19 protein-coding genes are annotated in these 24,411 nt (G+C 75.4%); 7 read left to right on the top strand and 12 right to left on the bottom strand.

The window, feature by feature from the left end; genetic code table 11:
• Positions 1–214: 214 nt before the first annotated feature.
• On the bottom strand, positions 215–2,332 hold the full coding sequence (locus ACIF6F_RS00745) for a HelD family protein (protein ID WP_399939246.1): 2,118 nt from the start codon (positions 2,330–2,332) through the stop codon (positions 215–217).
• 416 nt (positions 2,333–2,748) lie between these two features.
• Here ACIF6F_RS00745 and ACIF6F_RS00750 point away from each other — a divergent pair, with 416 nt between their 5' ends.
• Positions 2,749–2,937, top strand: coding sequence for a hypothetical protein (locus tag ACIF6F_RS00750; RefSeq protein ID WP_399939249.1), 189 nt, complete (start codon positions 2,749–2,751; stop codon positions 2,935–2,937).
• Positions 2,938–3,019: 82 nt separating this feature from the next.
• On the opposite strand, the gene ACIF6F_RS00755 is transcribed toward ACIF6F_RS00750, so the two are convergent.
• The 4 genes from ACIF6F_RS00755 to ACIF6F_RS00770 all read right to left on the bottom strand — a co-directional run bounded on the left by ACIF6F_RS00755 (position 3,020) and on the right by ACIF6F_RS00770 (position 8,692).
• Positions 3,020–4,669 (bottom strand): DNA repair helicase XPB, encoded by a 1,650-nt coding sequence (locus ACIF6F_RS00755; RefSeq protein WP_399939250.1) that lies wholly within the window; start codon positions 4,667–4,669, stop codon positions 3,020–3,022.
• A 117-nt stretch (positions 4,670–4,786) separates the two neighbouring features.
• Positions 4,787–5,194: a DUF3592 domain-containing protein gene (locus ACIF6F_RS00760; RefSeq protein ID WP_399939253.1), complete on the bottom strand. Its 408-nt coding sequence runs from the start codon at positions 5,192–5,194 to the stop codon at positions 4,787–4,789.
• A 9-nt stretch (positions 5,195–5,203) separates the two neighbouring features.
• Positions 5,204–5,800 (bottom strand): DUF4291 domain-containing protein, encoded by a 597-nt coding sequence (locus ACIF6F_RS00765; protein WP_399939255.1) that lies wholly within the window; start codon positions 5,798–5,800, stop codon positions 5,204–5,206.
• Between the two features lie 84 nt (positions 5,801–5,884).
• Positions 5,885–8,692: a helicase-associated domain-containing protein gene (locus ACIF6F_RS00770; protein WP_399939257.1), complete on the bottom strand. Its 2,808-nt coding sequence runs from the start codon at positions 8,690–8,692 to the stop codon at positions 5,885–5,887.
• Positions 8,693–8,784: 92 nt separating this feature from the next.
• Here ACIF6F_RS00770 and ACIF6F_RS00775 point away from each other — a divergent pair, with 92 nt between their 5' ends.
• Together ACIF6F_RS00775 and ACIF6F_RS00780 are read left to right on the top strand one after the other, a co-directional pair.
• Positions 8,785–9,831, top strand: a complete 1,047-nt coding sequence (locus tag ACIF6F_RS00775; protein ID WP_399939260.1) for a hypothetical protein — start codon at positions 8,785–8,787, stop codon at positions 9,829–9,831.
• A gap of 1,407 nt (positions 9,832–11,238) precedes the next feature.
• Positions 11,239–11,892 (top strand): HAD family hydrolase, encoded by a 654-nt coding sequence (locus ACIF6F_RS00780; RefSeq protein ID WP_399939263.1) that lies wholly within the window; start codon positions 11,239–11,241, stop codon positions 11,890–11,892.
• A gap of 251 nt (positions 11,893–12,143) precedes the next feature.
• Here ACIF6F_RS00780 and ACIF6F_RS00785 read toward each other — a convergent pair whose 3' ends face one another.
• Positions 12,144–12,350 carry a hypothetical protein gene (locus ACIF6F_RS00785; RefSeq protein WP_399940492.1) on the bottom strand — a complete coding sequence of 69 codons (207 nt, stop codon included), beginning with the start codon at positions 12,348–12,350 and terminating at the stop codon, positions 12,144–12,146.
• Between the two features lie 258 nt (positions 12,351–12,608).
• Between ACIF6F_RS00785 and ACIF6F_RS00790 the strand changes: the two genes are divergently transcribed.
• Positions 12,609–12,992, top strand: a complete 384-nt coding sequence (locus ACIF6F_RS00790; protein ID WP_399939265.1) for a cold-shock protein — start codon at positions 12,609–12,611, stop codon at positions 12,990–12,992.
• Between the two features lie 112 nt (positions 12,993–13,104).
• Here the strand turns inward: ACIF6F_RS00790 and ACIF6F_RS00795 are convergent, their stop codons facing one another.
• The 4 genes from ACIF6F_RS00795 to ACIF6F_RS00810 form a co-directional block, all read right to left on the bottom strand.
• Positions 13,105–14,007 carry a 1,4-dihydroxy-6-naphthoate synthase gene (locus ACIF6F_RS00795; RefSeq protein ID WP_399939266.1) on the bottom strand — a complete coding sequence of 301 codons (903 nt, stop codon included), beginning with the start codon at positions 14,005–14,007 and terminating at the stop codon, positions 13,105–13,107.
• Positions 13,991–14,728 (bottom strand): futalosine hydrolase, encoded by a 738-nt coding sequence (locus ACIF6F_RS00800; protein WP_399939269.1) that lies wholly within the window; start codon positions 14,726–14,728, stop codon positions 13,991–13,993. Before ACIF6F_RS00800 ends, ACIF6F_RS00795 begins: the two co-directional genes overlap by 17 nt.
• Before the next feature lie 16 nt (positions 14,729–14,744).
• Positions 14,745–15,242, bottom strand: a complete 498-nt coding sequence (locus ACIF6F_RS00805; RefSeq protein ID WP_399939272.1) for a DUF2771 domain-containing protein — start codon at positions 15,240–15,242, stop codon at positions 14,745–14,747.
• Positions 15,243–15,920: 678 nt separating this feature from the next.
• Positions 15,921–17,282: an MFS transporter gene (locus tag ACIF6F_RS00810; protein ID WP_399939275.1), complete on the bottom strand. Its 1,362-nt coding sequence runs from the start codon at positions 17,280–17,282 to the stop codon at positions 15,921–15,923.
• A 486-nt stretch (positions 17,283–17,768) separates the two neighbouring features.
• Between ACIF6F_RS00810 and ACIF6F_RS00815 the strand changes: the two genes are divergently transcribed.
• Entirely contained in the window at positions 17,769–18,677 is a 909-nt protein-coding gene (locus tag ACIF6F_RS00815; protein ID WP_399939278.1) for a DUF3027 domain-containing protein, read from the top strand.
• Between the two features lie 321 nt (positions 18,678–18,998).
• Positions 18,999–22,199, top strand: a complete 3,201-nt coding sequence (locus ACIF6F_RS00820) for a sacsin N-terminal ATP-binding-like domain-containing protein (RefSeq protein WP_399939279.1) — start codon at positions 18,999–19,001, stop codon at positions 22,197–22,199.
• 1 nt (position 22,200) lies between these two features.
• Here the strand turns inward: ACIF6F_RS00820 and ACIF6F_RS00825 are convergent, their stop codons facing one another.
• Together ACIF6F_RS00825 and ACIF6F_RS00830 are read right to left on the bottom strand one after the other, a co-directional pair.
• Positions 22,201–22,983, bottom strand: a complete 783-nt coding sequence (locus tag ACIF6F_RS00825) for a hypothetical protein (RefSeq protein WP_399939281.1) — start codon at positions 22,981–22,983, stop codon at positions 22,201–22,203.
• Between the two features lie 67 nt (positions 22,984–23,050).
• Entirely contained in the window at positions 23,051–23,809 is a 759-nt protein-coding gene (locus ACIF6F_RS00830) for a GntR family transcriptional regulator (RefSeq protein ID WP_399939284.1), read from the bottom strand.
• Positions 23,810–24,075: 266 nt separating this feature from the next.
• On the opposite strand from ACIF6F_RS00830, the gene ACIF6F_RS00835 reads away from it, so the two are divergent.
• Positions 24,076–24,330 carry a hypothetical protein gene (locus ACIF6F_RS00835; RefSeq protein WP_399939287.1) on the top strand — a complete coding sequence of 85 codons (255 nt, stop codon included), beginning with the start codon at positions 24,076–24,078 and terminating at the stop codon, positions 24,328–24,330.
• The last annotated feature ends 81 nt before the right edge of the window (positions 24,331–24,411 follow it).

Raw genomic sequence — 24,411 nt, forward strand, 5'->3', positions numbered from 1 at the left:
ACGGGGTCCGGGGCGGAGCCCCGGGGAACGGAGGAAGGGCGGGTCGGGGGCACCTCCCAGCGGTAGCCGGGGGAGGGGCCGGCCCCGCAGGGCACGGGCACGGGCACCCGCCAACGGTCCGCACCCGGCACGGGCACGGGCACCCGCCAACGGCCCGCACCCGGCACGGGCACGGGCACCGGCACGGGTACCGGCACCGGCACCCGCACCCCGCTCAGCGCAGCGCAGCCGGCAGCGGCGCCCCGTGCAAGGCCGTCAGGCCGGACACCGCACGCGTGAGGCACACGTACAGCCGGCGCAACCCGGTCCGCTCGTCCGCCTCGCCGTCCACCACGGCCTGCGGCTCGTCCAGCACCACGTAGTCGTACTCCAGACCCTTGGCCAGCGAAGCCGGCACCAGCGTCAGCCGGGACTCGGCCGTGGTCTCCTCGCCGGGCGACAGGTACGGCATACCGGCCCCGGCCAGCGCCTCCGCCAGCACCGGGATCCGCGCGTCGGCGGCGATCAGACCGATCGAGCCCTCGTGCGCGAGGGAGGCCCGGCAGGCCTCGACCACCGCAGCCGTCAGCTCGTCCGGCGCCACCTCCGTCACCGCGAGGGAGCCCGGCGTCTCACGGACCGACGACACCGGCGCCAGCCCCGGCGAGATCGACGGCAGCAGCCGGGACGCGTACGCGATCACCTCGCGCGGCACGCGGAAGCCCGCCGTCAGCTCCTCCAGCACCGCACCCGGCTTGCCCAGGTGCGCCAGCGCCTCGTCCCAACTGCGCGTGGCCCACGGCGTGGTGCCCTGCGCCAGGTCGCCGAGGACCGTCGCGGACCCGGTCGTGCAACGCCGGCCCACGGCCCGGTACTGCATCGGGGACAGGTCCTGCGCCTCGTCGAGCACGACGTGCCCGAGGGACGGCGTCCGCTCGACCAGGTCCGCCGCCTCGTCGATCAGCACCGCGTCGGCCGCCGACCACTTCGCCGACCGCACGCTGCGGTACGGCTTCGCCCACAGGATCCGCTTCCGCTCCTCCTCCGACAGCAGCCCCTCCGCGTGCTCGGCCAGGTACTCGGGGTCGGACAGCAGCCGCAGGACCAGCTTCGCCGGGTCCACCGCCGGCCAGATCTCCTTCACCGCCGCCTTCACGGCCGCGTTGCGGGCCACCGCGTCCTGCACCCGGTCGTCGGGCGCCTCGCCCGCCTGCTCCATGCGCACCAGCACGGCGTGGGCGATGCGCTGCGGCAGGGCGTCGCGGGCCGCCCCGTACCGGATGTCGCGGGCGCGCAACTCCTCCACGATCTCCTGGAGTTCGTACGACGGCACGCGCCACCGGCGCGAACCGCGCACCACCATCAGCGCTTCCTCCGGCAGCGTGACGTGCGCGCGCACGGCGCGCCGCAGCACGTCCGCCATGCGGGCGTCGCCCTTGACCACCGCGGCCTCCGCGGAGTCCGTGCCGCGCACCTCGACGCCCGGGCGGGCCACCAGATCGTCGACGGTCGCCTGCTTGACCTCCAGCTCGCCCAGGGCCGGCAGCACCTGCTCGATGTAGTGGAGGAAGGAGCGGTTCGGGCCGATGACCAGCGTGCCGGTGCGGGCCAGCCGCTCGCGGTGGGCGTACAGCAGGTACGCGACCCGGTGCAGGCCGACGGCGGTCTTCCCGGTGCCGGGGCCGCCCTGGACGCAGACGCTGCCGGAAAGTCCGGATCGGACAATTTCGTCCTGTTCCGGCTGGATCGTGGCGACGATGTCGCGCATGGGGCCCACGCGGGGGCGCTCGATCTCCTGCTGGAGCAGCTTGCCGACGGCCGCGGACTCCGTGGGGTCGGAGAGGTGCTCGTCCTCGTAGGCGGTGAGGTCGCCGCCGGTGTAGCCGAACCGGCGGCGCAGCGCGATGTCCTGAGGGTCCTTCTTCGACGCCCGGTAGAAGGGCTGCGAGACGGGCGCGCGCCAGTCGATCACCATCGGGTCGCCCTCGGCGTCGTGGACGTGGCGCCGGCCGATGTAGAAGCGCTCCCCGCCGGCGCCCTCCGCCAGCTCCGCGCCGGGGGCGTGGAGGTAGTCGAGGCGGCCGAAGAAGAGGGGGGTGTCGGCGAGGTCGGCGAGGGCCTTGATGCGGTCCTCGATCTGCGCGGTGAGGATCAGGGCGTTGACCCAGTTCGCGGTGACGTCGCGGATGTCGAGGGACTCGACTTCCTCGCGCATCGCGCGGAGCGCGGAGCGGGAGGAGGCCAGGTGGGCGCGCTCGCGGTCGAGGGGGTTGTCGGCCGGGGTGTCGCGGGGGAGGCCGAGCGGGTGCGCATCGGCATGCGGGGACGCGGGATCGGGGGCGTGCGCGGGCACGGTACTGCCTCCAGCTATGGATTCCTCAAGGTTCAGTGAAGCGTGGCCGGCCGGTTTCCGTCCGGTCGGCAGCACTCCCCGTGGCGCGGCGGGAGGCGGCAAGACGGGCGATTGTAGTCCGCGGTTCCTCGGGGCGCGAACGGATTACGGGCCGGGGCGGGCCGGGGACGGGCCGGGGAGCCGGACCGGGGAGCCGGACCGGGGAGCCGGACCGGGGAGCCGGGCCGGCCCGGCTGCTCCGTCCGGGCCCGGTGCCTGCTTCTTCCGGGCTCCGTGCCTGCGCTCCCTACGGGCCCGGATGGGACCTTCGGTAGATCTCTGGGGGGAGGGGATGCCCCGGGAGTATGACGCGGGGGCCTCGGAGGATGGCTCCGCAGAGCGATGTGCGGGGAGGGCGGAAAAAGGACCATGGATCCATGAGCACCGCAACCTTCAACCCGGTCCAGGGCGGCCGCCACAGCAGTGCGGCCGCCACCCCCTCCGACACCTCCGCCCGCCTCCGCGGCGGCGGCCTCTTCCGCGCCGCGCGGGTCTTCGCGGCGACCGCAGTCAGCGTGGTCCTCCTCGGCGAGTACGCCGAGGACGCCGGAGTTATACGTCGCTGACCGAGCGCCCGGGGTCCTCGGGGGACCCGGACGCCTTGCCGTACCAGGGAGCCCGCACAGGCACAGGCTCCCGCGTCACGCCCTACTCGGGCTCGCCGGCCAGCAGCTCGTCGGCGTCCATGATCCGGTAGGCGTAGCCCTGCTCGGCCAGGAAGCGCTGCCGGTGCGCCGCGAAGTCCTGGTCGATCGTGTCCCGCGCCACCACCGAGTAGAAGCGCGCCTCGTGGCCGTCCGCCTTCGGCCGCAGCACCCGGCCCAGCCGCTGGGCCTCCTCCTGACGCGAGCCGAACGTGCCCGACACCTGGATGGCGACGGTCGCCTCCGGCAGGTCGATCGAGAAGTTCGCGACCTTCGACACCACCAGGACGTTGATCTCTCCCTCGCGGAAGGCGTCGAACAGCTTCTCCCGCTGGGCGTTCGAGGTCTCGCCCTTGATCACGGGCGCGTCCAGGTGCTCGCCCAGCTCGTCGAGCTGGTCGATGTACTGCCCGATGACCAGCGTCTGCTCGCCCCGGTGCCGGGCCACCAGCGCCTCGGTCACCTTCCGCTTGGTCGCGGTGGTCGCACAGAAGCGGTACTTCTCCTCCGTCTCGGCCGTCGCGTACGCCAGCCGCTCGCTCTCGGTGAGGTTGACCCGTACCTCGACACAGTCGGCCGGGGCGATGTAGCCCTGCGCCTCGATCTCCTTCCACGGCGCGTCGAACCGCTTGGGCCCGATCAGGGAGAAGACGTCGGACTCCCGCCCGTCCTCGCGGACCAGGGTCGCCGTCAGCCCCAGCCGCCGGCGCGCCTGCAGGTCGGCGGTGAACTTGAAGACCGGCGCGGGCAGCAGGTGCACCTCGTCGTAGACGATCAGGCCCCAGTCGCGGGAGTCGAAGAGCTCCAGGTGCGGGTAGACGCCCTTCCGCTTGGTCGTCAGCACCTGGTAGGTCGCGATGGTGACGGGCCGGATCTCCTTGCGCGTACCGCTGTACTCGCCGATCTCCTCCTCGGTCAGCGAGGTGCGCTTGACCAGCTCGTGCTTCCACTGGCGGGCGGAGACGGTGTTCGTCACCAGGATCAGCGTGGTGGCCTTGGCCTCGGCCATCGCGCCCGCGCCGACCAGGGTCTTGCCGGCGCCGCAGGGCAGCACCACGACACCGGAGCCGCCGTGCCAGAAGCCGTCCACGGCCTGGCGCTGGTACGGGCGCAGCGACCAGCCGTCCTCGCGGAGGTCGATGGGGTGCGCCTCGCCGTCGACGTAACCGGCCAGGTCCTCGGCCGGCCAGCCGAGCTTCAGCAGGGTCTGCTTGATCTGCCCGCGCTCGGAGGGGTGGACGGCGACGGTGTCCGGGTCGATCCGCTGGCCCACCAGCGGGGTGATCCGCTTGGACCGCAGGATCTCCTCCAGCACCGGCCGGTCGGTGCTGGTCAGCACCAGTCCGTGCGTCGGGTGCTTGGACAGGGTCAGCCGGCCGTAGCGGGCCATGGTCTCGGCGACGTCGACGAGCAGCGCGTGCGGCACCGGGTAGCGGGAGAACTCGACGAGCGCGTCGACCACCTGCTCGGCGTCGTGCCCGGCGGCGCGGGCGTTCCACAGCCCGAGCGGCGTCAGCCGGTAGGTGTGGATGTGTTCCGGAGCGCGCTCCAACTCGGCGAACGGCGCGATGGCGCGGCGGCACGCGTCGGCGAGCTCGTGGTCGACCTCGAGGAGGAGCGTCTTGTCGCTCTGGACGATGAGGGGCCCGTTCACGCTGTTCCCTTCACGGTGGAGTGGCGGCCCGGCATCGGCTGCGCGGGGCCAAACCTCCAGTGTGCCGTACGGGGCCGCCGGGCGGGGGTGCGGCGGTCGCCGGGGCGTCAGGGGGTGTCAGAGGAGTTCGGTCCAGAGGAAGACGACCGTCGCCAGGCAGAGGAGGCTCAGCAGGGACCAGCCGGCACCGGCCGGGTCGGGGTCGCCTTCGAGCCGGAAGCGGTCCGGCCTGCGCGGGTCGTGCACGACGACGGTGAAGTCGCCCCTGGCGAAGCGGGGGTGGTGCGTGCCGTGCGGGGCCTCCCGCTCGACCCTGCGGCCGTCCTCGGCGGTGAAGACGACGACCGGGTGGTGGCGCACGTCGCCGGCGCCGTCCTTCCGCGTCGTCACGGAGACGACTTCCGCCTCCGCTGCCCTGCCCCCGTTCTCCAGGCGCCACGCGCTCCACGCCTTCGCGAACCCCAGCCAGGCGACGCCGCCGAGGAAGGGGGTGAACACCAGGAGCAGCCAGATCGCGCCCGCCATGCCGGTCTCCTAACCGTGGATGTGGGCCAGGCCGCCCTCGGGGACCGGGTAGGGGCGCTCCTCGGGGAGGAGGGCTCGGGCCGCGGTGTCGTCGCCGGCGCGCACGAGGGCGTGGATCTGCCGGGCCAGCGGGGTGACGTCGCGGATGGAGACCGTCCACTCGTCGGCGTACGCGCGGGACAGGCTGCCCGAGAGGCCCAGCTGGAGCGACCGGTGGGGGAGGGCGTTCAGCCGCAGGTCCCGCTCGGGGTCCCACTGCACCCGCGCCTCGGTCGCCTGCAACTGCCGCCGCCACGCCTCGCGGTCGGGGTGCACGTCGGGCTCGTAGTGCGAGAGGCAGGCCCCGCGCAGCGCCCGGTCGAAGCCCTCGCGGGCGATCTCGACGGCGAGCACGGTCTCCTGGTCGGCCTTGGTGCCCCAGCCGCAGCGGTACATCATCCACAGGAAGCTGGGCTTGATCCACGTCATCCGGTCGCGCTTCCAGGCCTTTGGAAACCGCCCGTCCCGCACCGCGGGCCCCCCGATGTGCGCCCCGTACGCCTGATACACCGTCACGGTCCGCTCCCCGTGGAGGGCCCGTATCCGACGGTTCTGCTGTTGCTCCATGCAGCCACCCTGCGTCGCCGGGCCCCCCGCCGGCCACCGGTTTTCCGGGGGCGGCACCGCCGGAGCCCCGCGTGGTCCGTCCGGTCAGATGTGGTCCTCTGCCAGTTCGGCCACGCCCGTGATGCGGTGGAGGGGGTACGTGCGGACCTCGTCGGCGGTGTGGTCGTAGCCGGTGACGAAGCCGCCCTCGACGCGGACGGGGGCGATCACGCGCTGCGAGGCGGCGCCCTCCGCGTTGACGTAGCCGATCCAGACCGCGGTGCCGGTGAGGGCGGCGGCCTGGACGGTGGCGAGGGTCTCCGCGGGGCTGGTGCGGGGGAGTTCGCCCGGGGCGGCCGCCGCGGTGGGGGCCGGCTCCTTGCGGACCGCCGTCGCCGCCAGGTCGCCGGCGCGGATGGCCCGTACCGCCGCGCCCAGCAGCGTCGCGTCCGGCACCGGCGGGCCCTCGGGCACCGGCACCGGGGCGGTGCGCGGCGGGGTGCGGTGGGCGTCGGCCCGGGCCACCAGCACGTCGCCGGTGGCGGATTCGGCGGCCGGCGCGAAACCCATCGCGCGCAGCCCCTCCAGCAGGGTGGTCGGGTCGGCCTGCGCGGCCAGCACGGTCGGCGCCAGCCGCCGCAGCCCGAGCCCCTGGGAGCGCTTGTCGGCCAGGATCTCGCCGAGCATCGCGTCGTCGTCGCAGCGCACGTACGAGGAGGCCGCGCCCACCCGCAGGTGCCCGTGGCGGCGCGCCACGTCGTCGATCAGGTAGGCCAGCGGCTGCGGCACCGGGGTGCGGCTGTGCTCGGCGAGGAAGGCGTGCAGGTCGGAGGCGGCGCGTCCGGCGTCCAGCGCGCGGCGCACGGAGGCCGGGGTGAAGCGGTAGACCGTCGCGCCGCCCTTCGACTCGACGTCCGCCAGTACGGACAGGGTGTCGGCGAGGTGACGTTCCAGCGGCCCGGGCGCCACGGCGGTCAGGTCGGCCTGGAGGAGTACGTGGTCCACGGGCGCCGGCAGCAGCGGAGCGAGGAGCGCCCCGACGGCCTGCCGGAGCGCCTTCCCCTCCAGGGCGGAGTCCGTGCCGGTGCCCGCACCCGCCCCCGGTGCCGTGCCCTGGCCCGCGTGGCCGTGGCCGTGCCCGAAGCCGTGCGCGGGCGGCGCCGTCAGCAGCGGGCGGGCCTGCGTCGCCAGGGCGCCCCGGCCCGTGACGCCCAGCAGCTCCGCCTCGGCCAGCGCCCACCGGGCCAGCCGGGCCCGCAGGTCGCTCGTGCCGCTGCGGACCGGCCGCTCCCAGTCCAGCCGCGCGAGCAGCGCCTCGGGGTCGGGTGCGCCGCCCTCGGGGAGCGTGCCGAGGAGTTCGAGCACGCGGCGGCGCACCTCGGGCGCGGCGGAGCGGTCCAGGTCCGGGCCCATGGCGGACAGGGTCCGCGCCTTGGCGTCCTGTTCGCCGACCAGCCCCGGCACGCGGGTGGCCGGCAGCCACGCCACCGCCAGGGCCGCCCACCGGTCGTGGGCCGGGAGGTCGAGCCACTCGTCGTACGCGGGCGTGGGCGCGTACCGCTCGTCGGCCTCGCCGTCGCTGGCCAGCAGCCCCGCGGCGTAGGCGAGTTCGATCCAGAAGGCGGCCGTCGTCTCGGGCACGTCGAGGGTGGCCGCGGCGCGCTTCAGGTCGCGTACGGCGAGACCGCCCGCGCGGAGCACCAGTGGGCCGCCGTGTTCCCAGGAGGTCAGCAGCTCCTCGACGGTGGCGACGGCGGCGAGCGCCTGGCCCGCCGCGTTCCCGTCCACAAGCTGTGGACGGTGCGTCTTCACCGCATCCACGGGCGGCGCCACGGGATCGGGCGTCCGGTGCGCCCGCCCGTCGCGCAGGTGCAGGGCGACCTCGCGGGGCAGTACGACGGTGCGCGCCGACGTCGGCAGCAGCAGCCCGCGGTCGCGCAGCCAGCGCACGGGCGGGGCGGGGTTCGGGGTGACCTCGCCGTAGGGCGGTCCCCAGACCAGCCGGGCCAGCACCTGGTGCGCCTCGGCGGGGGCGCCTTCGAGCAAGGCGGCCATCCGCTGCCGGTCGGTGAACAGGCCGGTGAGGGCGGTCACCGCGGACACCGGGTCGTGGGTGGCCGGCAGTCCGGCGGCGGCCACGATCTCCTGCACCCGGCCGGGCGACATACCGGCGGTGGCCTCGGCGACGGTCGGGCCCAGACCGGTGGGGGAGGGACGGGAGGCGGCCGGGGCGAGGAGCTCGCGGGCGGTGCGGACCAGGCGCAGCCGGGTGTCGTCGCCCCAGATCAGGGCCTGCGCGCGCAACCGGGCCACGGCGTGGGGCAGGGCCGCCCGTACGTCGGCCGGGGTGACTGCGGGGGCGCCCGCGCCGGAGGGCTCGTACGGCTCCGAGCCCTCGCCGGTCATCAGGCGTTCCAGCACCTCGTAGGGGCACGGGTCCGGCGCCACCGCGAGGGCCTCGGCGGTCTGGAGGGCGAAGCGGTCGAGGCGTTCGAGTGCCCGCACGACGGAGGCGCGGGTGCCGGCGCGGGTGGCGAGCTGCGTGAGGTCGCTCGGCACCGGGCTGAGCAGGTCGGGCCGTGCCCGCAACAGCGCGCCGAGCGCCGCGTCGTCCTGCGCCCGGAGGGCCTCGGCCAGGGAGCGGGGGGCGGTGGAGGTGGCGCCGGGGCCGGCGGAATTGCCCGCGTCCTCGGCGCTGGCGGCGGGGGTGCCGGTGCCGGTTCCCGTTCCGGAGGCGTCGTGGCCGGAGGTGTCGGCCGAGACAGGGCCCGAGGAGGTGTCGGGGGAGGTGTCGGAGGCGGTCTGCGACGCGGTGGAGGGTCCCGTCGCCGAACGCGGCTCGGAGCCGGCCGCCGGGCCGGCGGTGGGGTGCGGGCTGTGCGGGGTGTCGGACACGTTCGCCTCCTGGTCCATCCGGCCAACGTTAGCCCCTGCGCGAGATCCCGCCGAGTGTCCGGCCCACGCGCTACCTTCGCTTCAGGCGAGAGGGGCGGGAGGGGACGCGCGTGGGGATCGAGAGCGACCAGCTGGTCTACGACTACCTGAGCCGGGTCGGTGACCTGGCCCAGCGCCGGCAGCTGCCGTCCGGCGACCGGATGCGCCTGGTCTCGACGCTGCGGAACGAGATCGACCGCCAGCGCGCCCGGTACGAGCAGGAGACCCCGGCGTCGGTGCGGCGGATCCTGGAGCGGCTCGGGAGCCCGGAGCAGGTCCTGGAGTCGGTCGCGGAAGGCGGCCCGGCGGTGCCGCCCGCGCCCCCGGAACCGGAGCCGGCCCCGGCGGTGCCGGGACAGCGGGGGCCGCGGCGGTTCGGCAAGGCGGCGCGGGAGTCGGCCCGGGAGGCCGAGGTGCCGCCGCCCCGTTCCGCCACCGCCCCGGCGCCGCCGCACCTGGCCGGCCTCGACGAACTCGGCGACTCCGGCGGCGAGCCCGACTGGTGGCGGGTCGAGCCGGCGCCCTTCGGGCCGGGCACGCAGGTCGAGGGCTTCGCGGGGGGCATCGAGATCCCGGAACTGCTGAAGCGGCCGGTGGGCGAGGAGGACGAGGAGCCGCCCGCCGGACCGGAGGCCGGTCCGGCGGTGCCGCGGAAGCCGGTGGGACGGGTGCGGACGGTCGTACGCGCCCTCCGCGAGCGGCGCGAGGCCAAGGCGGCCGGCGGTGCGCCGGAGCCGACGGCGGAGCCCGCGCCGGCCGCAGGCGCCGCCGCCGCTCCGGCCCGGGTCAAGCCGCACGCCTTCCTGCTGCTGGCCGCGGCCGTGCTGGTGGCGGGGGCGGTCAGCGGGTACTGGATCGTGCTCGCGGTGGGCTGGCTGCTGGCGTACGGGTCGCGGACCATGACGCTCACGGAGCGGAAGTGGGTGGTGCTGGGGCTGCCCGGCCTGGTGCTCGCGGGCGCCGTGGTCTGGATCTGGGGCCGCAGCACGGAGCGGTGGGGTGCGCCGCTGGGCCCCGACGGGGTGGGAGAGGCCTTCACCGACCTGCGCTGGTGGGTCGTCCGGGCCGCGGCCGTGGCTTCTGCGGCGTACCTGGTGTGGCGGTCGCGCCGCCCCTGACCTCCCGGTGGGGCCGCCCACCACTCCCCTGCCGGGCACCGCCTCTCAGCCCCGGTACGGGCCGCCCGCGGTAAGGCCCCGGGCCGGTGCGGGTCTCCGGCGGTACGGCCCCGCCCCGGTGCGGGTCGCCAGCGGTAAGGCCCCGGGCCGGTGCGGGTCGCCCGCGGTAAGGCCCCGGGCCTCGGCGCCGGCCCTCCCCGGTCCCTCTGCCCCGGACCGCGCAGCGCCCCGCCCGTCCCGGGCGCTGGCTGACAACCGCCCCTCCGGTCCACGGGCCGACTGCTCGGGTGCGAGCCGTTGCCTCCCCCGGCGGGGCTGCTCCCTCCCCCAGCTCCCGCCGGAAGGTGCCCCCAACCCGCCCTTCCACCGTTCCCCGGAGCTCCGCCCCGGACCCCCGGGCCCGCCCCGTCCCGGACCGCTGGTCTGCGCCCCGGACCCGCGGACTGCGTCCTGGCCCCCGGGCCTGCGTCTCGGCCCCGCGGGGGTTTCCCCGTCCCGGGGCGCCAGCTGGTTGCCGTGCTCTTCGGGCCACGGGCGGGGTGGTTGGGGCCGTTCTCCGGGGTCGATGGTTGCCTCTCCCGAGCTACTGCTGGGAGGGGCCCCAGTGAGGTGGTCCCCTACCCGCCCTTCCACCGTTCCCCGGAGCTCCGCCCCGGACCCCCGGGCTGCGCCCTGGCCCGGCCCCGCGGACTGCGTCTCGGCCTCCCGGGCTGCGCCCCGGCCCCCGGCCTGCGTCTCGGCCTCCCGGGCTGCGCCCCGGCCCCCGGCCTGCGTCTCGGCCTCCCGGGCTGCGCCCCGGCCCCCGGGCTGCGTCTCGGCCCCCGGGCTGCGTCTCGGCCCCCGGGCTGCGCCCCGGCCCCCGGGCTGCGTCTCGGCCCCCGGGCTGCGTCTCGGCCCCCGGGCTGCGTCTCGGCCCCCGGGCTGCGTCTCGGCCCCCGGGCTGCGTCTCGGCCCCCGGGCTGCGCCCCGGCCCCCGGGCTGCGCCCCGGCCCCCGGGCTGCGTCTCGGCCCCCGGGCTGCGCCCCGGCCCCCGGGCTGCGCCCCGGCCCCCGGGCTGCGCCCCGGCCCCCGGCCGGCTCCCGCACCCCCCGGGCTCCGCCTCGGCACCCGGCCGGCTCCCGCACCCCCCGGGCTGCGCCCCGGCCCCCGGGCTCCGCCCCCCGGCCTGCGCCTCGGTGCCGCGGGGTTTCGTGCGTCCCGGGGCGCCGGCCGGTCGCCGAGCCTTCGGGCCTTCGGGCCACGGGCGGGGTGGCCGGGGGCGATTCCAGAGCGGGCCGTTGCCTCCCCGCAGTAGCCGGGGGCTGCCGCGGCCGCGGCCCTGGCACGGCGGGTGGGGTTCACCTCGCGGTCAGGGTGGGATCAGGCTGCGTTACCCCGTTCGGGCGGCTCGGTCGGCAGAATGGCCGCATGAACCAGACCGGTCCCGTCCGCCCGTTCACCGTCGGCTTCGACCTCGACATGACCCTCATCGACTCGCGCCCCGGCATCCACGCCACCTACCTGGCGCTGTCCGGCGAGACGGGGACCTACATCGACGCCGACGCCGCGGTCACGCGACTGGGGCCGCCGCTGGAGGAGGAGCTGGCCAACTGGTTCCCGGCGGACCGGCTGGAGGCCGCTGCCGACCGGTACCGCGCGATCTACCCCACGCACGCCATCGCCGCGACCCCGGCGATGCCGGGCGCGCTCGCGGCCGTCGCCGCCGTACGCGAGCTCGGCGGCCGGGCGATCGTCGTCACGGGCAAGTACCAGCCCAACGCCCGCATGCACCTCGACCACGTCGGCATCGAGATGGACGCGGTGATCGGCTGGCTGTGGGCCGAGGCCAAGGCGGAGGCGCTCCGCGAGTACGGCGCGACCGTCTACGTCGGCGACCACGTGGGTGACGTGCGCGGTGCGCACGAGGCCGGCGCGTTGTCGGTGTGCGTGCCGACCGGTCCCTGCGGGGCCGATGAACTGCGGGCCGCCGGCGCCGACGTCATCCTGTCCGACCTCACGGAGCTGCCGGCCTGGCTGGCGGAGTACGCGGCTGCCGAGTTCGCCCGCCTGCCGCGAGCCTGAGGCTGGGAGGGACGCCACCCGGTCCGCCCCGGTGGAGGCGCCGATACCGGATGCGCGGCTGCGTACGCCCGGTCGGGCGGGGGATGTACGGGGCGCGGGCCGGGGCGGGTGCCGCCGGTCCGGCGGGCCCTGCGGCGGCGGCCGTCGTCATGACGGCGGCCGTGATCCCGCCCGGCCCGGCCGGTGGCACCATGACCTGACCCCGACGGCCGTCAGGCCCGGTGACACCCCGACCCGATCCCCGACCGCCGTCAGCCCGTGCTGCGCGCCGCCTCGCGGCGCTGCGCGGCGGCCGAGCGGAGTACGCCCGCTCCCGCCACCGCGAAGCCGACGCCCATCAGCATGCAGACCGCGTACGCGACCGGCGGGAAGGGGTCGGTGCCGAGGAAGAGCGGCGCCATCGTCACGAGCGTGGCCACCGCGCCGACGATGAACACGATGCCGCCCGCGCGCACCAGACCGTCGCCCGGACGGGGCTCGTCCTGGGGGTCCCGCGGGCCGGCGGCGTGAGCTTCGGCGGAATGGCCGGGAAGAGGAGTACCAGTCACCCGACCAGGGTAGTTCCCTGGCCGAAGGAAGCACCGGGGGACGTCTTGTCAGCCGCCCCGGGACCATTAGCCTGGTGGATGGCGGGTCGGGACGACCCGCTGTACTGCTATCCAGAGCCGTTTTTCGCGGCTCCCAGGACCCGACGAGCACAAGGACAGAGGACAGACGTGCCTACCGGCAAGGTCAAGTGGTTCAACAGCGAGAAGGGCTTCGGCTTTCTCTCCCGAGACGACGGCGGAGACGTCTTCGTCCACTCGTCGGTGCTCCCTGCCGGGGTCGACTCACTCAAGCCCGGCCAGCGCGTCGAGTTCGGCGTCGTCGCCGGTCAGCGCGGTGACCAGGCGCTTTCGGTGACGGTCCTGGAGCCGGCACCCTCCGTCGCGGCCGCCCAGCGCCGCAAGCCCGACGAGCTCGCCTCGATCGTGCAGGACCTGACGACGCTGCTGGAGAACATCACGCCGATGCTGGAGCGGGGCCGCTACCCCGACAAGGTGCACGGCACGAAGATCGCCGGCCTGCTGCGGGCCGTCGCGGACCAGCTGGACGTCTGACGCACGGTCCGGAGCGCGCCCGGAGTCCGGTCAAACGCCTGTGCCCCGCCACCCCTTCGGGTGGCGGGGCACAGGCGTGCGAGAGGAAGGGTGCGGGAGCCGCGGCGATAACTCAGGGGAACGCCAGCGCGTCCGGCCGCAGCGCCGGTACGAGCCCCTCGGCGGCCGCCCGCGTCAGCAGCCCCCGCACCGCCGCGTAGCCCGATTCGCCCAGGTTTGCGGTGAACTCGTTGACGTACAGGCCGATGTGCTGGTCCGCCACGCCCGGCGCGAGCTCCTGCGCGTGCGCCCGTACGTACGGCCGTGAGGCCTCCGGGTCGTCCCAGGCCATCCGCACCGACGCACGGGCCGCCTCGGCCAGCGCCCGCAGCGTCTCCTCGCCCAGGGACCGCCGCGCGATGATCGCGCCCAGCGGGATCGGCAGCCCGGTCGTCGACTCCCAGTGCTCGCCCATGTCCGCGAGGCAGTGCAGCCCGTACTCCTGGTACGTGAACCGCGCCTCGTGGATCACCAGTCCGGCGTCCACCCTGCCGTCGCGCACGGCCGGCATGATCTCGTGGAACGGCATCACCACCACCCGCCCCACCGGCTCCGGCAGCACGTCCGCCGCCCACAGCCGGAAGAGCAGGTACGCCGTCGAGCGCTTGCTCGGCACCGCGATGGTCCGCCCGCCGAGGTCCAGGCCCGGCTCCCGGGTCAGCACCAACGGCCCGCAGCCGCGGCCGAGCGCACCCCCGCAGGGCAGCAGCGCGTACTCGTCGAGCACCCAGGGCAGCACCGCGTACGAGACCTTCAGCACGTCGAACTCCCCGCGCTCGGCCATCCCGTTGGTCAGGTCGATGTCGGCGAACGTGACGTCGAGCCCGGGCGCGCCGGGGACCCGGCCGTGGGCCCAGGCGTCGAAGACGAAGGTGTCGTTCGGACAGGGCGAGTACGCGATCCGCAGCGGTCCGGCCGGCGACGTGGACGCCGTCTCCCGTTCGGCCGTCGCAGCCGGTTCAGTCGTTCCGGTCATCGTGCCTCCAGTTCTGGAGTACGGGTACGAGACGGTGGAAGCCCTCCGTGAGGGCCGCGAGCGCGTCGCCGATCCGCCAGGCGTCCCGGTCGCGCGGGCCCACCGGGTTGGACACGGCACGGATCTCCAGGACCGGGACGCCGTGCGCGGCCGCGGCCTCGGCGACGCCGAAGCCCTCCATCGCCTCGGCGCCGGCCAGCGGGTGGCGGGCGGCCAGCTCGGCGGCGCGGGCGGCCGTGCCGGTGACCGTGGAGACGGTGAGGACGGGCGCGAGGAGCGCCCCGGTGGCCTCCGCGACCCGGGCGGTGAGATCGGCCGGCGGCAGGTGGACGACGCGGCCGAAGCCCAGCTCCTCGACGCTCAGGAAGCCGTCCGGGGTCTGGGCGCCGAGGTCGGCGGCGACGATCGCGTCGGCGACGACGAGGGAGCCGACGGGTGCGGCGGGCTGGAAGCCGCCGCCGATGCCGGCCGAGACGACGAGGGAGTACGGGCGCTCCGCCGCGGCCAGGGCCGCGCCGGTGGCCGCCGCCACGGCGGCCGGGCCGACGCCCCCGGCCAGCACGTCGAAGGCGAGGCCGGGCACGTCGTAACGGGCGACCGGGCGGCCCCCGGGCAGGGTGCGGCTGCGCGCGTCGTGGTCCGCCGGGTCCGGATGAGGGGTCAGACCGGCGGCGACGGAGTCGGCCTCCGCCGCCACCGCGGTCACGATGAGCGCGCGCACCCTGTCGCTGCCGGGGTTACTTCTTCAGCTTGAGGGTGAAGGACCAGACGGCGAGGGGCTTCTGGTCCTTGCTGAGCTGGATGAAGGCGAGCTTCTTGGACTCGGGGGCCTCACCCTGGCCGCCGGTCGCGAAGACGTCGGCGCCGGGGAAGGAGCGGTAGGTGTTGTCGGACGGCTCGGTGATCGGCTGGCCGTCCAGGACCGCCTGCCACTGCTTGCCGTCCTCGACGACCTCGGGCTCGACGCCCAGGCGCAGCGTGTCGCCGCGGCCGTACTCGATGGTCTTGCCGGACTTGATGCTGGAGAGGCACTCCTGCACCTTCTCCGTGGTGAGCTCCTGTGCGTCCTTGGCCTTGGTGCACTTGGCCTCGGACGAGACGGACGAGCTGCCGACCGTCACGGTCGCGAGCGGCGTCGGCTTGTCGCAGGCGGAGAGGACGAGGAGTCCGGCGGACACGGCTGCGAGAGCCGCGACGCTGCGGCGGCCCTTACCCGAGATAAGCGGTGCGGTCATGAGCCGAAGGCTATCGCTCACGCCGTTTCCCTTGGTGGCGGGGGTGGCCAACCGGCCCGCGAGTCGCGCGGGCGGGTGCGGGTGCGGTGCGGGTGCGGGTCGGGCGCGCGGTGCCGGTGGCGTGCGTCGTTGCCGGGGCGCTGCGTAGGTGCGCGGTGTGGGGGTGTGGCGGGGGCCCGCCCCGGACGGCCGTGTGTCGCCGTCTGGCAGGAGCGCGTAGCGATCGTTGGCGGCTTGTGAAGGGGCACTGACGGCCCGGAGGTCGCTGAGACGGGCGGGGGGCCTACGGACGGTGGTGCGCCGCCCCGTGGGGCGTGGCCGGGCCCCGGTGCCGGGGACAGGCACCCGACACCGGAGTGCATGAGGTGTCCCCCAGGCCGTTTTCCTGGGGTTGTCCGCCGAGGTCTTTGCCTTCCGGGCCGGGGTGCCCTGTCAAGGGTGGAACGAAGTGGAATCGCCGCAGGCGACGCGACGCAGGAGCGCCCTTGACAGGGTGCCCCGGCCCGGAAACCCTCGGTCGGCGGACGGCCCCAGATACCTCCACCTCCCCAACACCGGCCCAGGAGACGCCGCCCCCGGCCCACCCCGACACCCCGCCTGCCTCAAGCCACCTGTCCCGCCTCAAGCCACTCCGCCCCCCTCAAGCCACCCCACCCCCCTCAAGCCACCCCACCCCCCTCAAGCCACCCGCGCCCGTGGCGGTGCCCCGCCCTGCCGTGGTCGTGCGGACAGCGCTCCGCGGTACGCCATCACCGTCCCCGCGGCGACCAGGGTGGCCGCCACCGACATGCCCAGGACGCCGTTCAGCGGGAGCGAGATGCCGATCGCGCCGCCCACGACCCAGGCCATCTGCAGCAGCGTCTCGGACCGGGCGAAAGCCGACGTGCGCACCTCCTCCGGCACGTCCCGCTGGATCATCGCGTCCAGCGACAGCTTGGCGAGCGCCTGGCAGAAGCCGGCCGTGGCGCCCAGTACGGCCATCAGCAGCCCGGAGAAGAACAGCGCGGCCACGATCGCCGCGGCCAGCGTCAGGGTCAGCACCGCGGCCACGATCGCCTCCGGCGCTCGGGCCCGCAGCCACGCCCCCACGGCCGTGCCGCACGCGTTGCCCACTCCGGCCGACACGCCCACGATGCCCAGTGACACCGCCGCGCTCTGCCCGGGCAGCGGGTGCTCGCGCAGCAGGAACGCCAGGAAGAAGATCAGGAACCCGGAGAGCGAGCGCATCGCCGCGTTCGCCCACAGCCCGCACAGCACCGGCTTGCTCACCGTCCGCAGCCCGGGCCGCCTGGCCCGCTCGCGGCGGGCCTCGTGCGTCGAGAGCCGGGCGCGCCGCTCGCCCTTGGCGGAGTCCACCTGGTGCGGCAGCCGGAAGGCGAAGAACGTGCCGCCGAGGAAGACCGCGCACGCCCCGTACAGCGGCCACTGCGGTCCGATCAGGTGCAGCAGGCCGCCGATCGGCGCCGCCGCGCCCGTGGCCAGCAGCCCGGCCAGCGTCACCCGGGAGTTCGCCTTGACCAGCGAGAACCCCTTCGGCAGCAGCCGCGGCACCACCGCGCTGCGCACCACGCCGTACGCCTTGGACGCCACCAGCACGCCCAGCGCCGCCGGATAGAGCCGCAGGCCGCCGGTCACCACCGCCCCCGACATGATCACCGCCAGCACGGCCCGGGCGAACATCGCGCCCGCCATCGCCGCGCGCCGGCCGTGCGGAAGCCGGTCCAGCAGGGGCCCGATCACCGGCGCCAGCAGCGTGAAGGGCGCCATCGTGATCAGCAGGTACAGCGCCACGCGGCCGCGTGCCTCGTCCGTGGGGACCGAGAAGAACACCGTGGACGCCAGCGCCACCGTGATCATCATGTCCCCGGCGCCGTTCACGGCGTGCAGCTCGATCAGCTTGCCCAGGCCCGATTCGCCCGCGCCGTGCGCGTGCGTGGCCCGCCGGATGCCCCGCGCGGGCAGGTGGAGGGCGCGCCCGACCGCCCGTCCGGCCCTGCGGGCCCGGCCCGAGCCGTCGTCGGAGGACCGTGCGGCTGCCACCCGGCCATAGTGCCCCACGGCACCTCGGTGAAGCGTGGTGCCGAAGCCCCCGGCGCGTTCCGCCGGCCCCCCGGCGTATTCCGGAAGGGCCCCCGGCGCGTTCCGCCGGCCCCCCGGCGTATTCCAGAACGCCTTCCGGCGCGTTCCGGAAAGCCCCCCGCCGCATTCCGGAAGACCCCCCGGCGCGTTCCGGCGGTGTTCCGGCGGCGTCACGGGTTCGCTTCGCTGTCCGCGAATCGGACGTGCAGGTGGGCCCAGGGCTGCGAAGGAGGTAGCGTGCGTAGCGCGCCACCGGCGGTCGCTCTTGGCCGCGCGCCTCTCCGCGATCCCGCAGAATGGTTCGCAGTAGGTGCGCCCGAGGCCGATCGGGCGCGGACGTCGACGCGGCCCTCTGGTCCGCTCCGCCCGCGCCCCGTACGGATCAGGACCGGCGGTTGTCACGGACGAACGGCGCACTCGTGAGACGGCGTAGGAGAGAACGAGACAGTGAGTGCTGCGACGACGCGAAGCCGTACCCCCGACCGCCTGTGCGCCGAGGCGGTAGAACTCGCCCGAGCGGCGGCGGAGGAAGCCGCCGCCCCCGGCTCGGTGGGCGAGCACGTCTCGGTGGTCGCGGAGGGCGACCGCGTCGTCACGCACTTCTTCGAGTGCACGGACGCGGGCTACCGCGGCTGGCGCTGGGCCGTCACGGTGGCCCGCGCCTCCCGCGCCAAGGTCGTCACCCTCGACGAAACGGTGCTGCTCCCCGGCCCCGACGCGCTGCTAGCACCCGAGTGGGTGCCGTGGAGCGAGCGGCTGCGCCCGGGCGACATGGGCCCCGGCGACCTGCTGCCCACCGAGGCGGACGACCTGCGCCTGGAGCCCGGCTACTCCGGCGAGGACGCGCCCCCGCCGAACTCCGTGGTCTCCGAGGAGGTCAGGGACCTCGCCGACGCCGAGGACGTGGCCTTCACCGACCGCGTGACGGTGCCGGAGCGCGGCTCGATCACCTCGGTCGCCGAGGAACTGGGCATGCGGCGGGCCCGCGTGCTGTCCCGGTACGGGCTGCACACCGCGGCCGACCGCTGGGACGAGGCCTTCGGCGCCAAGACCCCGATGGCGCAGGCGGCCCCCGCCTCCTGCGTGTCCTGCGGCTTCCTGATGAAGATCGGCGGCTCGCTGGGCCAGGCCTTCGGCGTGTGCGCCAACGAGTTCGGGCCGGCCGACGGCCGCCTGGTCTCCCTCTCGTACGGCTGCGGCGGGCACTCCGAGGCCGCCGTCATGCCGAAGCCGCCGCGGCCCGCGCCGCCGGTGCTCGACTCCATGGGGGCCGACGCGTTCCCGCTGCGCCCGGACGCCGAGAGCGGCTCCGTGCCCGTCGCGGAGCTGCCGGAACAGGACCTGGGCCACTCGTAACGGACCTTCACCGGCCTTGCGCGCGCCGCCCTTGGGGCGCCCCGGCCGCCGCCACCGGTCCGGGGTGCAGGCGGACGCGCCGCGCCCCGTCCGGGGCCCGCAGCCTGAGGCCTGCGTGCGGTGCTCCCTCCGGGGTCCGCAGACCTGCGTGCGGCGCCCCCTCCGGGGCCCAGCAGCCTGAAACCTGCGCACCGCGCCCCGTCCAGGGCCCAGCAGCCTGAAACCTGCGGGCTTCCCCCAGGGCGCCGGGTCGCGGCCGGTCCGCGGCGCGGTACCTTCTGGCCCTGGAACGGCAACGGGCGGGAAGCAGGAGGCAGCGGCGTGAGCGGACGAGCGACGGCGGCTCAGGGCGGCGTGGACCCCTTCGGGACCGCGCGGCTGCGGCGCGGGGTACTCGACGCCTGGGGCGCGAGCCCCGCCCGGTTCCGGGAGGACGCCAACGCCGAGGAGGACCTCGCACTCGGCGGCTACCGCGACCGGCTGGTCGTCGAGCTCGCCCAGAACGCCGCCGACGCCGCCGCACGGGCCGGCGTACCCGGCCGGCTCCGGCTCACCCTGCGCTCCGGCATCCTCGCCGTCGCCAACACCGGCGCCCCCCTCGACGCCACCGGCGTCGAATCCCTCAGCACCCTGCGCGCCTCCGCCAAGCGCGGCACCGGCGACAGCGTCGGCCGCTTCGGCGTCGGCTTCGCGGCCGTCCTCGCCGTCAGCGACGAGCCGGCCGTCCTCGGCCGGCACGGCGGCGTCCGCTGGTCCCTGGCCGAGGCACGCGAACTCGCCCACCAGGCCGCCCAGGGCAGCCCCGGCCTCGGCGACGAACTCCGCCGCCGCGACGGCCACGTACCCCTGCTGCGCCTCCCGCTGCCCGCCGAGGGCACCGCGCCCGAGGGCTACGACACCGTCGTCGTCCTCCCGCTGCGCGACGGCGTCGCCGAGGACCTCGTGGACCGCCTGCTGGCCGGCATCGACGACGCGCTGCTGCTCACCCTGCCCGGCCTCCAGGACGTGGTCGTCGAGACCCCCGCGGGCACCCGCACCCTGCGCCGCCGCGAGGTGGGCGCGTACACCGTCATCGACGACAGCGAGGCCGGCTCCACCCGGTGGCGCACCGTCCGGCACTCCGGCCCCGTCGAGCCCGCGCTGCTCGCCGACCGGCCCGTGGAGGAGCGGCTGCGGCCCCAGTGGACCGTCTCCTGGGCCGTGCCCGTGGACGCCGAGGGCGCGCCCGTACGCCCCTCCACCGCGCCCGTCGTGCACGCCCCCACCCCCACCGACGAGCCGCTCGGCATCCCCGCGCTGCTCATCGCCTCCCTCCCGCTCGACACCGCACGCCGCCACCCCGCGCCCGGACCGCTGACCGACTTCCTCGTCGAGCGCGCGGCCGACGCGTACGCCGAACTCCTCGCCGCCTGGCACCCCGTGAGCACCGCGCTCGTCGACCTGGTGCCCGGCCCGCTCGGCAAGGGCGAGCTGGACGGCGCCCTGCGCGCCGCCGTGCTCCGGCGGCTGCCCCGCACCGCGTTCCTGGCCCCCGCCGTGCCCTCCGAGGAGCTGACCGCGCTGCGGCCCTTCGAGGCCGAGGTGGTCGAGGGCGCGGGCGCCGACACCGTGCGCGTGCTGGCCGAGGTGCTGCCGACGCTGCTGCCCGCCGGCCTGGAACGCCGTACGGAGCTGCGCACGCTCGGCGTGGGCCGGCTGCCGCTCGGCGACGCCATCGAGCGCATCGCGGGCGTGGAGCGGGCGCCGTCCTGGTGGTACCGGCTGTACGACACGCTGGCCGGTGTGGACCCCGACCGGCTCTCCGGCCTGCCCGTGCCGCTGGCCACCGGCCCGGACGAGGCCCGGAAGGACCCGCTGGACGGCCTCGGCGAGATCGCCGGGACCGATGGCGCGCCCGGAATGGACGGCCTCGGCGCGGAGCTGCCCGACGGCGCGCCCGGCGTCCGCACCACCATCGGCCCCCGGCACGTGCTGCTGCCCGGCCCGGACACCCCCGCGAACCTGACCCGGCTGGGCCTGAAGGTGGCCCACCCCGAGGCCGCGCACCCGCTGCTGGAGAGGCTGGGCGCGCTGCCGGCCACGCCCCGCGCGGTGCTGACCACCCCGCAGGTGCGCGCCGCGGTGGCCGCCTCCCTAGACGCGGACGAGATCTGGGACGAGGACGCGCTGGACGCGGAGGAGCTGGCCGAGGTCGTGCTCGGGCTGGTCCGCGACGCCGGGCTGGAACCGGGCGACGAGCCGTGGCTGGGCGCCCTCGCGCTGCCGGACGAGGACGGAGAGCCGGCCCCGGCCGCCGAACTGGTGCTGCCCGGCTCGCCGTTCGCCCGCGTGATGCGGGAGGGCGAACTCGCCCTGGTCGACGCGGAGCTGGCCGAGCGGTGGGGCGAGCAGCCCCTCACGGCCTGCGGCGTGCTGGCCAACTTCCAGCTGGTGCGGGCCACCGACGTGGTGCTGGACCCGGACGAACTGGAGCCCCGGGAGGGCGACTTCCCCGAGCCGGACGACGCCGGCCTGCTGGACGCCGTCGACGTGTGGTGCGAGGACCTGCTCGACCAGCTGCCGGACACTCCGGTGCCGCCGGTGGCCACGGAGATCGTGGCGGTGCGCGACCTGGACCTGGTCGACGACGACGCCTGGCCGCAGGCGCTGGCCCTGCTGGCGCAGCCGCCGCTGCGCGACGCGCTGACCCAGCCGGTGCGGGTGCTGCTGCCCGACGGCACCACGCAGACCGTGCGCCCGTACACCGCCTGGTGGCTGCGCGACCACCCGGTGCTCGACGGCCGCCGCCCGGCGGGTCTGCGGGCCGCGGGGGGCGACCCGCTGCTGGAGGGCCTGTACACGTCCGCCGACGCCACCGGCTTCGAGGACGAGCAGGTGCTGCGCGCCCTGGGGGTACGCACCTCCGTCGCCGCCCTGCTCGACGAGCCCGGCGGTGCCGCCGAGCTGCTGGGCCGGCTGGCCGATCCCGCCCGCACGGTGACGGCGCGTCAACTCCACGCTCTGTACGGAGCGCTGGCCGACCTGGACCCCGAGCAGGTGACGCTGCCGGACGAGCTGCGGGCCGTGGTCGACGGCGAGGTGCGGGTGGTGGACGCCGCCGACGCGGTGGTCGCCGACGCGCCCGACCTGCTGCCGCTGGCCGGTGACCTCCCGCTGCTGCCGGTGGCCCCGTCGGCCGCCGCCGACCTGGCCGAACTGCTCCAGGTGCGGCGCCTGTCGGAGACCCTGCCCGCGCTGGTGGCGTCCGACGGCGAGGAGCGCCGGGTGCCGGAGTCGGTGCGGGTGCTGCTGGGTCCGGCGACCCCGGACTCGTACGTCGAGCACGAGGAGCTGGTCGCGGGCGGCATCGAGCTGGACTGGCGGCGCACCCCGGACGGCGTCCTGCACGCGGCCACGCTGGAGGGCGTGGCGGCGGGCCTGGCCTGGGCGGCCGGCCAGTGGCCCCGCCGCTTCGAGGTCGCGGCCCTCCTGGAGGACCCGTCCCGCACGGAGGAACTGGCCCGCGACCGCTGGTTCGACTGACCTAGCGGACGCTGCAGCCCTTCCGCCGCGGGCTGCCGGTGCCGGGCATGGGCTCGGCGCCCGGCGGCAGCGTGACTGCGGGGCCGCCAAAGGAGTGGAAGTCGACGACGGTGTCGTACGAGGTGCCAGGCCGGACCACCTGGACGCGGACCACTTGTCCGCCCTCGTCCAACCAGGCGGTCACATGGAAGGGGTCGTTCCAGGCGTCCTGGGCCGGGGTGGCCGGGGCCTGACAAGGGAAGGTCTTCGACAGGAGCGCGTCGATGTCGTCGTCCGCCACGACCCAGCGGTAGCCCATGGCCGGCCGGCCGCGGACGGGCTCGGGCCCCAGTCGCTTCGCGTTCCCGGCCACCAGCAGGGTGCTGAGCACCTCGGGTCCGGAGACGTGGGCGGCTACGCCGTACTGGTCCTCGACCTCCGGGTTCCCGTCGTACGCCGGGTCGGTTGCGGGATCGCGGTACACGTCGTTGTCGACGCGCCAGCGTGACAGGGTCGGCAGGCCCACGGCCTCGTGGGGGCTCTTCCACGACATCCGGCCTGACTCCGGGCGGACCCGCCCGTACAGGAAGTGGCTGCCGGTCACCTCTACGTCAGCCGCGCCGGCCGCCAGCGCCCGCTCCGCCGCCTCCTTCAGCACCTGCGCAGGGGAACCCTCGTGAGCATCCTGGAGCCGGTCCACCCGCCACGGAGCTTCGTCCACGGACCCGGGTACGGCAACCACCAGACCGGCGGCTGCGCCCAGCGCGGCCACCGTCCCCCAGATCCGCCCGTACCTCTTCGCCACCGGTCCCCCCTCGTGATCCCCACCCCGTGTGGAACCCGGATGGTAGATCACGAGGGGGCAGCACCGGCTAGGCGTCGAAGTCGTACTCGAGGACGTACGACGCGGAGTCGAGAGCCATCTGGTTGATCTCGACGACCCGGCCGCCCTCCGCGAAGGCGGTGCGCACGATGAGGACCACCGGCGTACCCATGGAGAGCGAGAGGCGGTCGGCCTCGTCGGCGGACGGCATCCGGCATCGGATTTCCTCGCGGAAATGGACCGGCTTGAAGCCCAGGTCCGCGAGGCGGGCGTACGTGCCGCCCGGGCCCGTGTCCTCTTCGGTGATCGCCGATCCCGCGACGATGTCGGACGGCAGGTACGAGGTCGCGATCAGGACCGGCTTGCCGTCGAGGACGAACCTCCGGCTCCGTACGCACACCGCAGACCCGGAGGCCAGGCCGAGGGCTCCCGCGATCCGGTCGTCTGCGGACTCCTCGCCGACCTCGATCTGGTCCACGACCAGGGTCCGGTCCTCGATGTCGGCCGACCAGATCGACTTGCCGGAGCCCCACTGGTCCTGCGCGAGTCGCTGCAGGCCGCGCCGTCGCAGTGGCCGGAAGGCTCGGACGAACACGCCGGCTCCCTTGCGGGCCTCGGCGAGCCCCTCGTTCTGGAGCACGCTCAGGGCCTGGCGGGCCGTCATCCGCGCGACCTCGTAGGTGGCCATGAGGTCGTTCTCTCCCGGAAGCCGGTCACCGGGGCCGTATTCGCCTGCCTGGATCGCAGCCTTCAGCTCATCTGCGATCCGCTGGTACTTCGGCTGGCTGCCGTTGCCCTGGTTGACCATCGGTTGATCACTCCTCCGCTTCTCTAGACAGCCTATGTGCCGGTACGCGCGTGCGCGCCATCTGCGACTGGTGTGGGGCGGAGGGGAGGGGAAGGGAGAAGGTGCATCTCTAGAGAGGTCTTGACGGTTGACGCGTGCCGCGCTTCACTCGATACATCTCTAGAGAAGTAATCGTGAGGGTTGGCTTCGCTATCGGGAGGTCTTCCTGTGTGTCAGAACCCAGACGGCTGCCGGCCCGAGCAGAACGCAGTCGGGAGGGGTGTCCGGTGAGCGCGCGACGCGGCCTCGCCCAGATGCACGCCGAGGCCGTGGACCTGTCCCGGCTGACGCTTTCGGTCCGGGCGTCGCTCGCACACCCCGGGGGCCGATGCGCCCGCACGGCAATGCCCTGCCCCTCGTGCCGGCAGCCGGCTCCGCTGGAGCCCGTCCTCGGAACGATGACGATCCGCTGCCGTCCCTGCTCCCACGGGTGGGGCGTCGAGCACCACCCCGAGCGCTGCTGGCAGCCGCTGTGGATGTGAGGAAGGCGATGCGCATCTGCTGCTACTGCCAACGCATCATTTGCGGCGAGGTCCGCGTCAGCACCCCGCAGTCCGCGTCCG

Origin of the sequence: Streptomyces sp. NPDC086023 (genome assembly GCF_044540325.1) — a bacterium.
Taxonomy (GTDB): Bacteria; Actinomycetota; Actinomycetes; order Streptomycetales; family Streptomycetaceae; genus Streptomyces.

Coding starts and splice junctions, on each gene's coding strand:
- ACIF6F_RS00765 (WP_399939255.1), bottom strand. CDS start 5,800: ATGGAGCAACAGCAGAACCGTCGGATACGGGCCCTCCACGGGGAGCGG.
- ACIF6F_RS00770 (WP_399939257.1), bottom strand. CDS start 8,692: ATGGACCAGGAGGCGAACGTGTCCGACACCCCGCACAGCCCGCACCCC.
- ACIF6F_RS00760 (WP_399939253.1), bottom strand. CDS start 5,194: ATGGCGGGCGCGATCTGGCTGCTCCTGGTGTTCACCCCCTTCCTCGGC.
- ACIF6F_RS00795 (WP_399939266.1), bottom strand. CDS start 14,007: ATGACCGGAACGACTGAACCGGCTGCGACGGCCGAACGGGAGACGGCG.
- ACIF6F_RS00750 (WP_399939249.1), top strand. CDS start 2,749: ATGAGCACCGCAACCTTCAACCCGGTCCAGGGCGGCCGCCACAGCAGT.
- ACIF6F_RS00780 (WP_399939263.1), top strand. CDS start 11,239: ATGAACCAGACCGGTCCCGTCCGCCCGTTCACCGTCGGCTTCGACCTC.
- ACIF6F_RS00805 (WP_399939272.1), bottom strand. CDS start 15,242: ATGACCGCACCGCTTATCTCGGGTAAGGGCCGCCGCAGCGTCGCGGCT.
- ACIF6F_RS00830 (WP_399939284.1), bottom strand. CDS start 23,809: ATGGTCAACCAGGGCAACGGCAGCCAGCCGAAGTACCAGCGGATCGCA.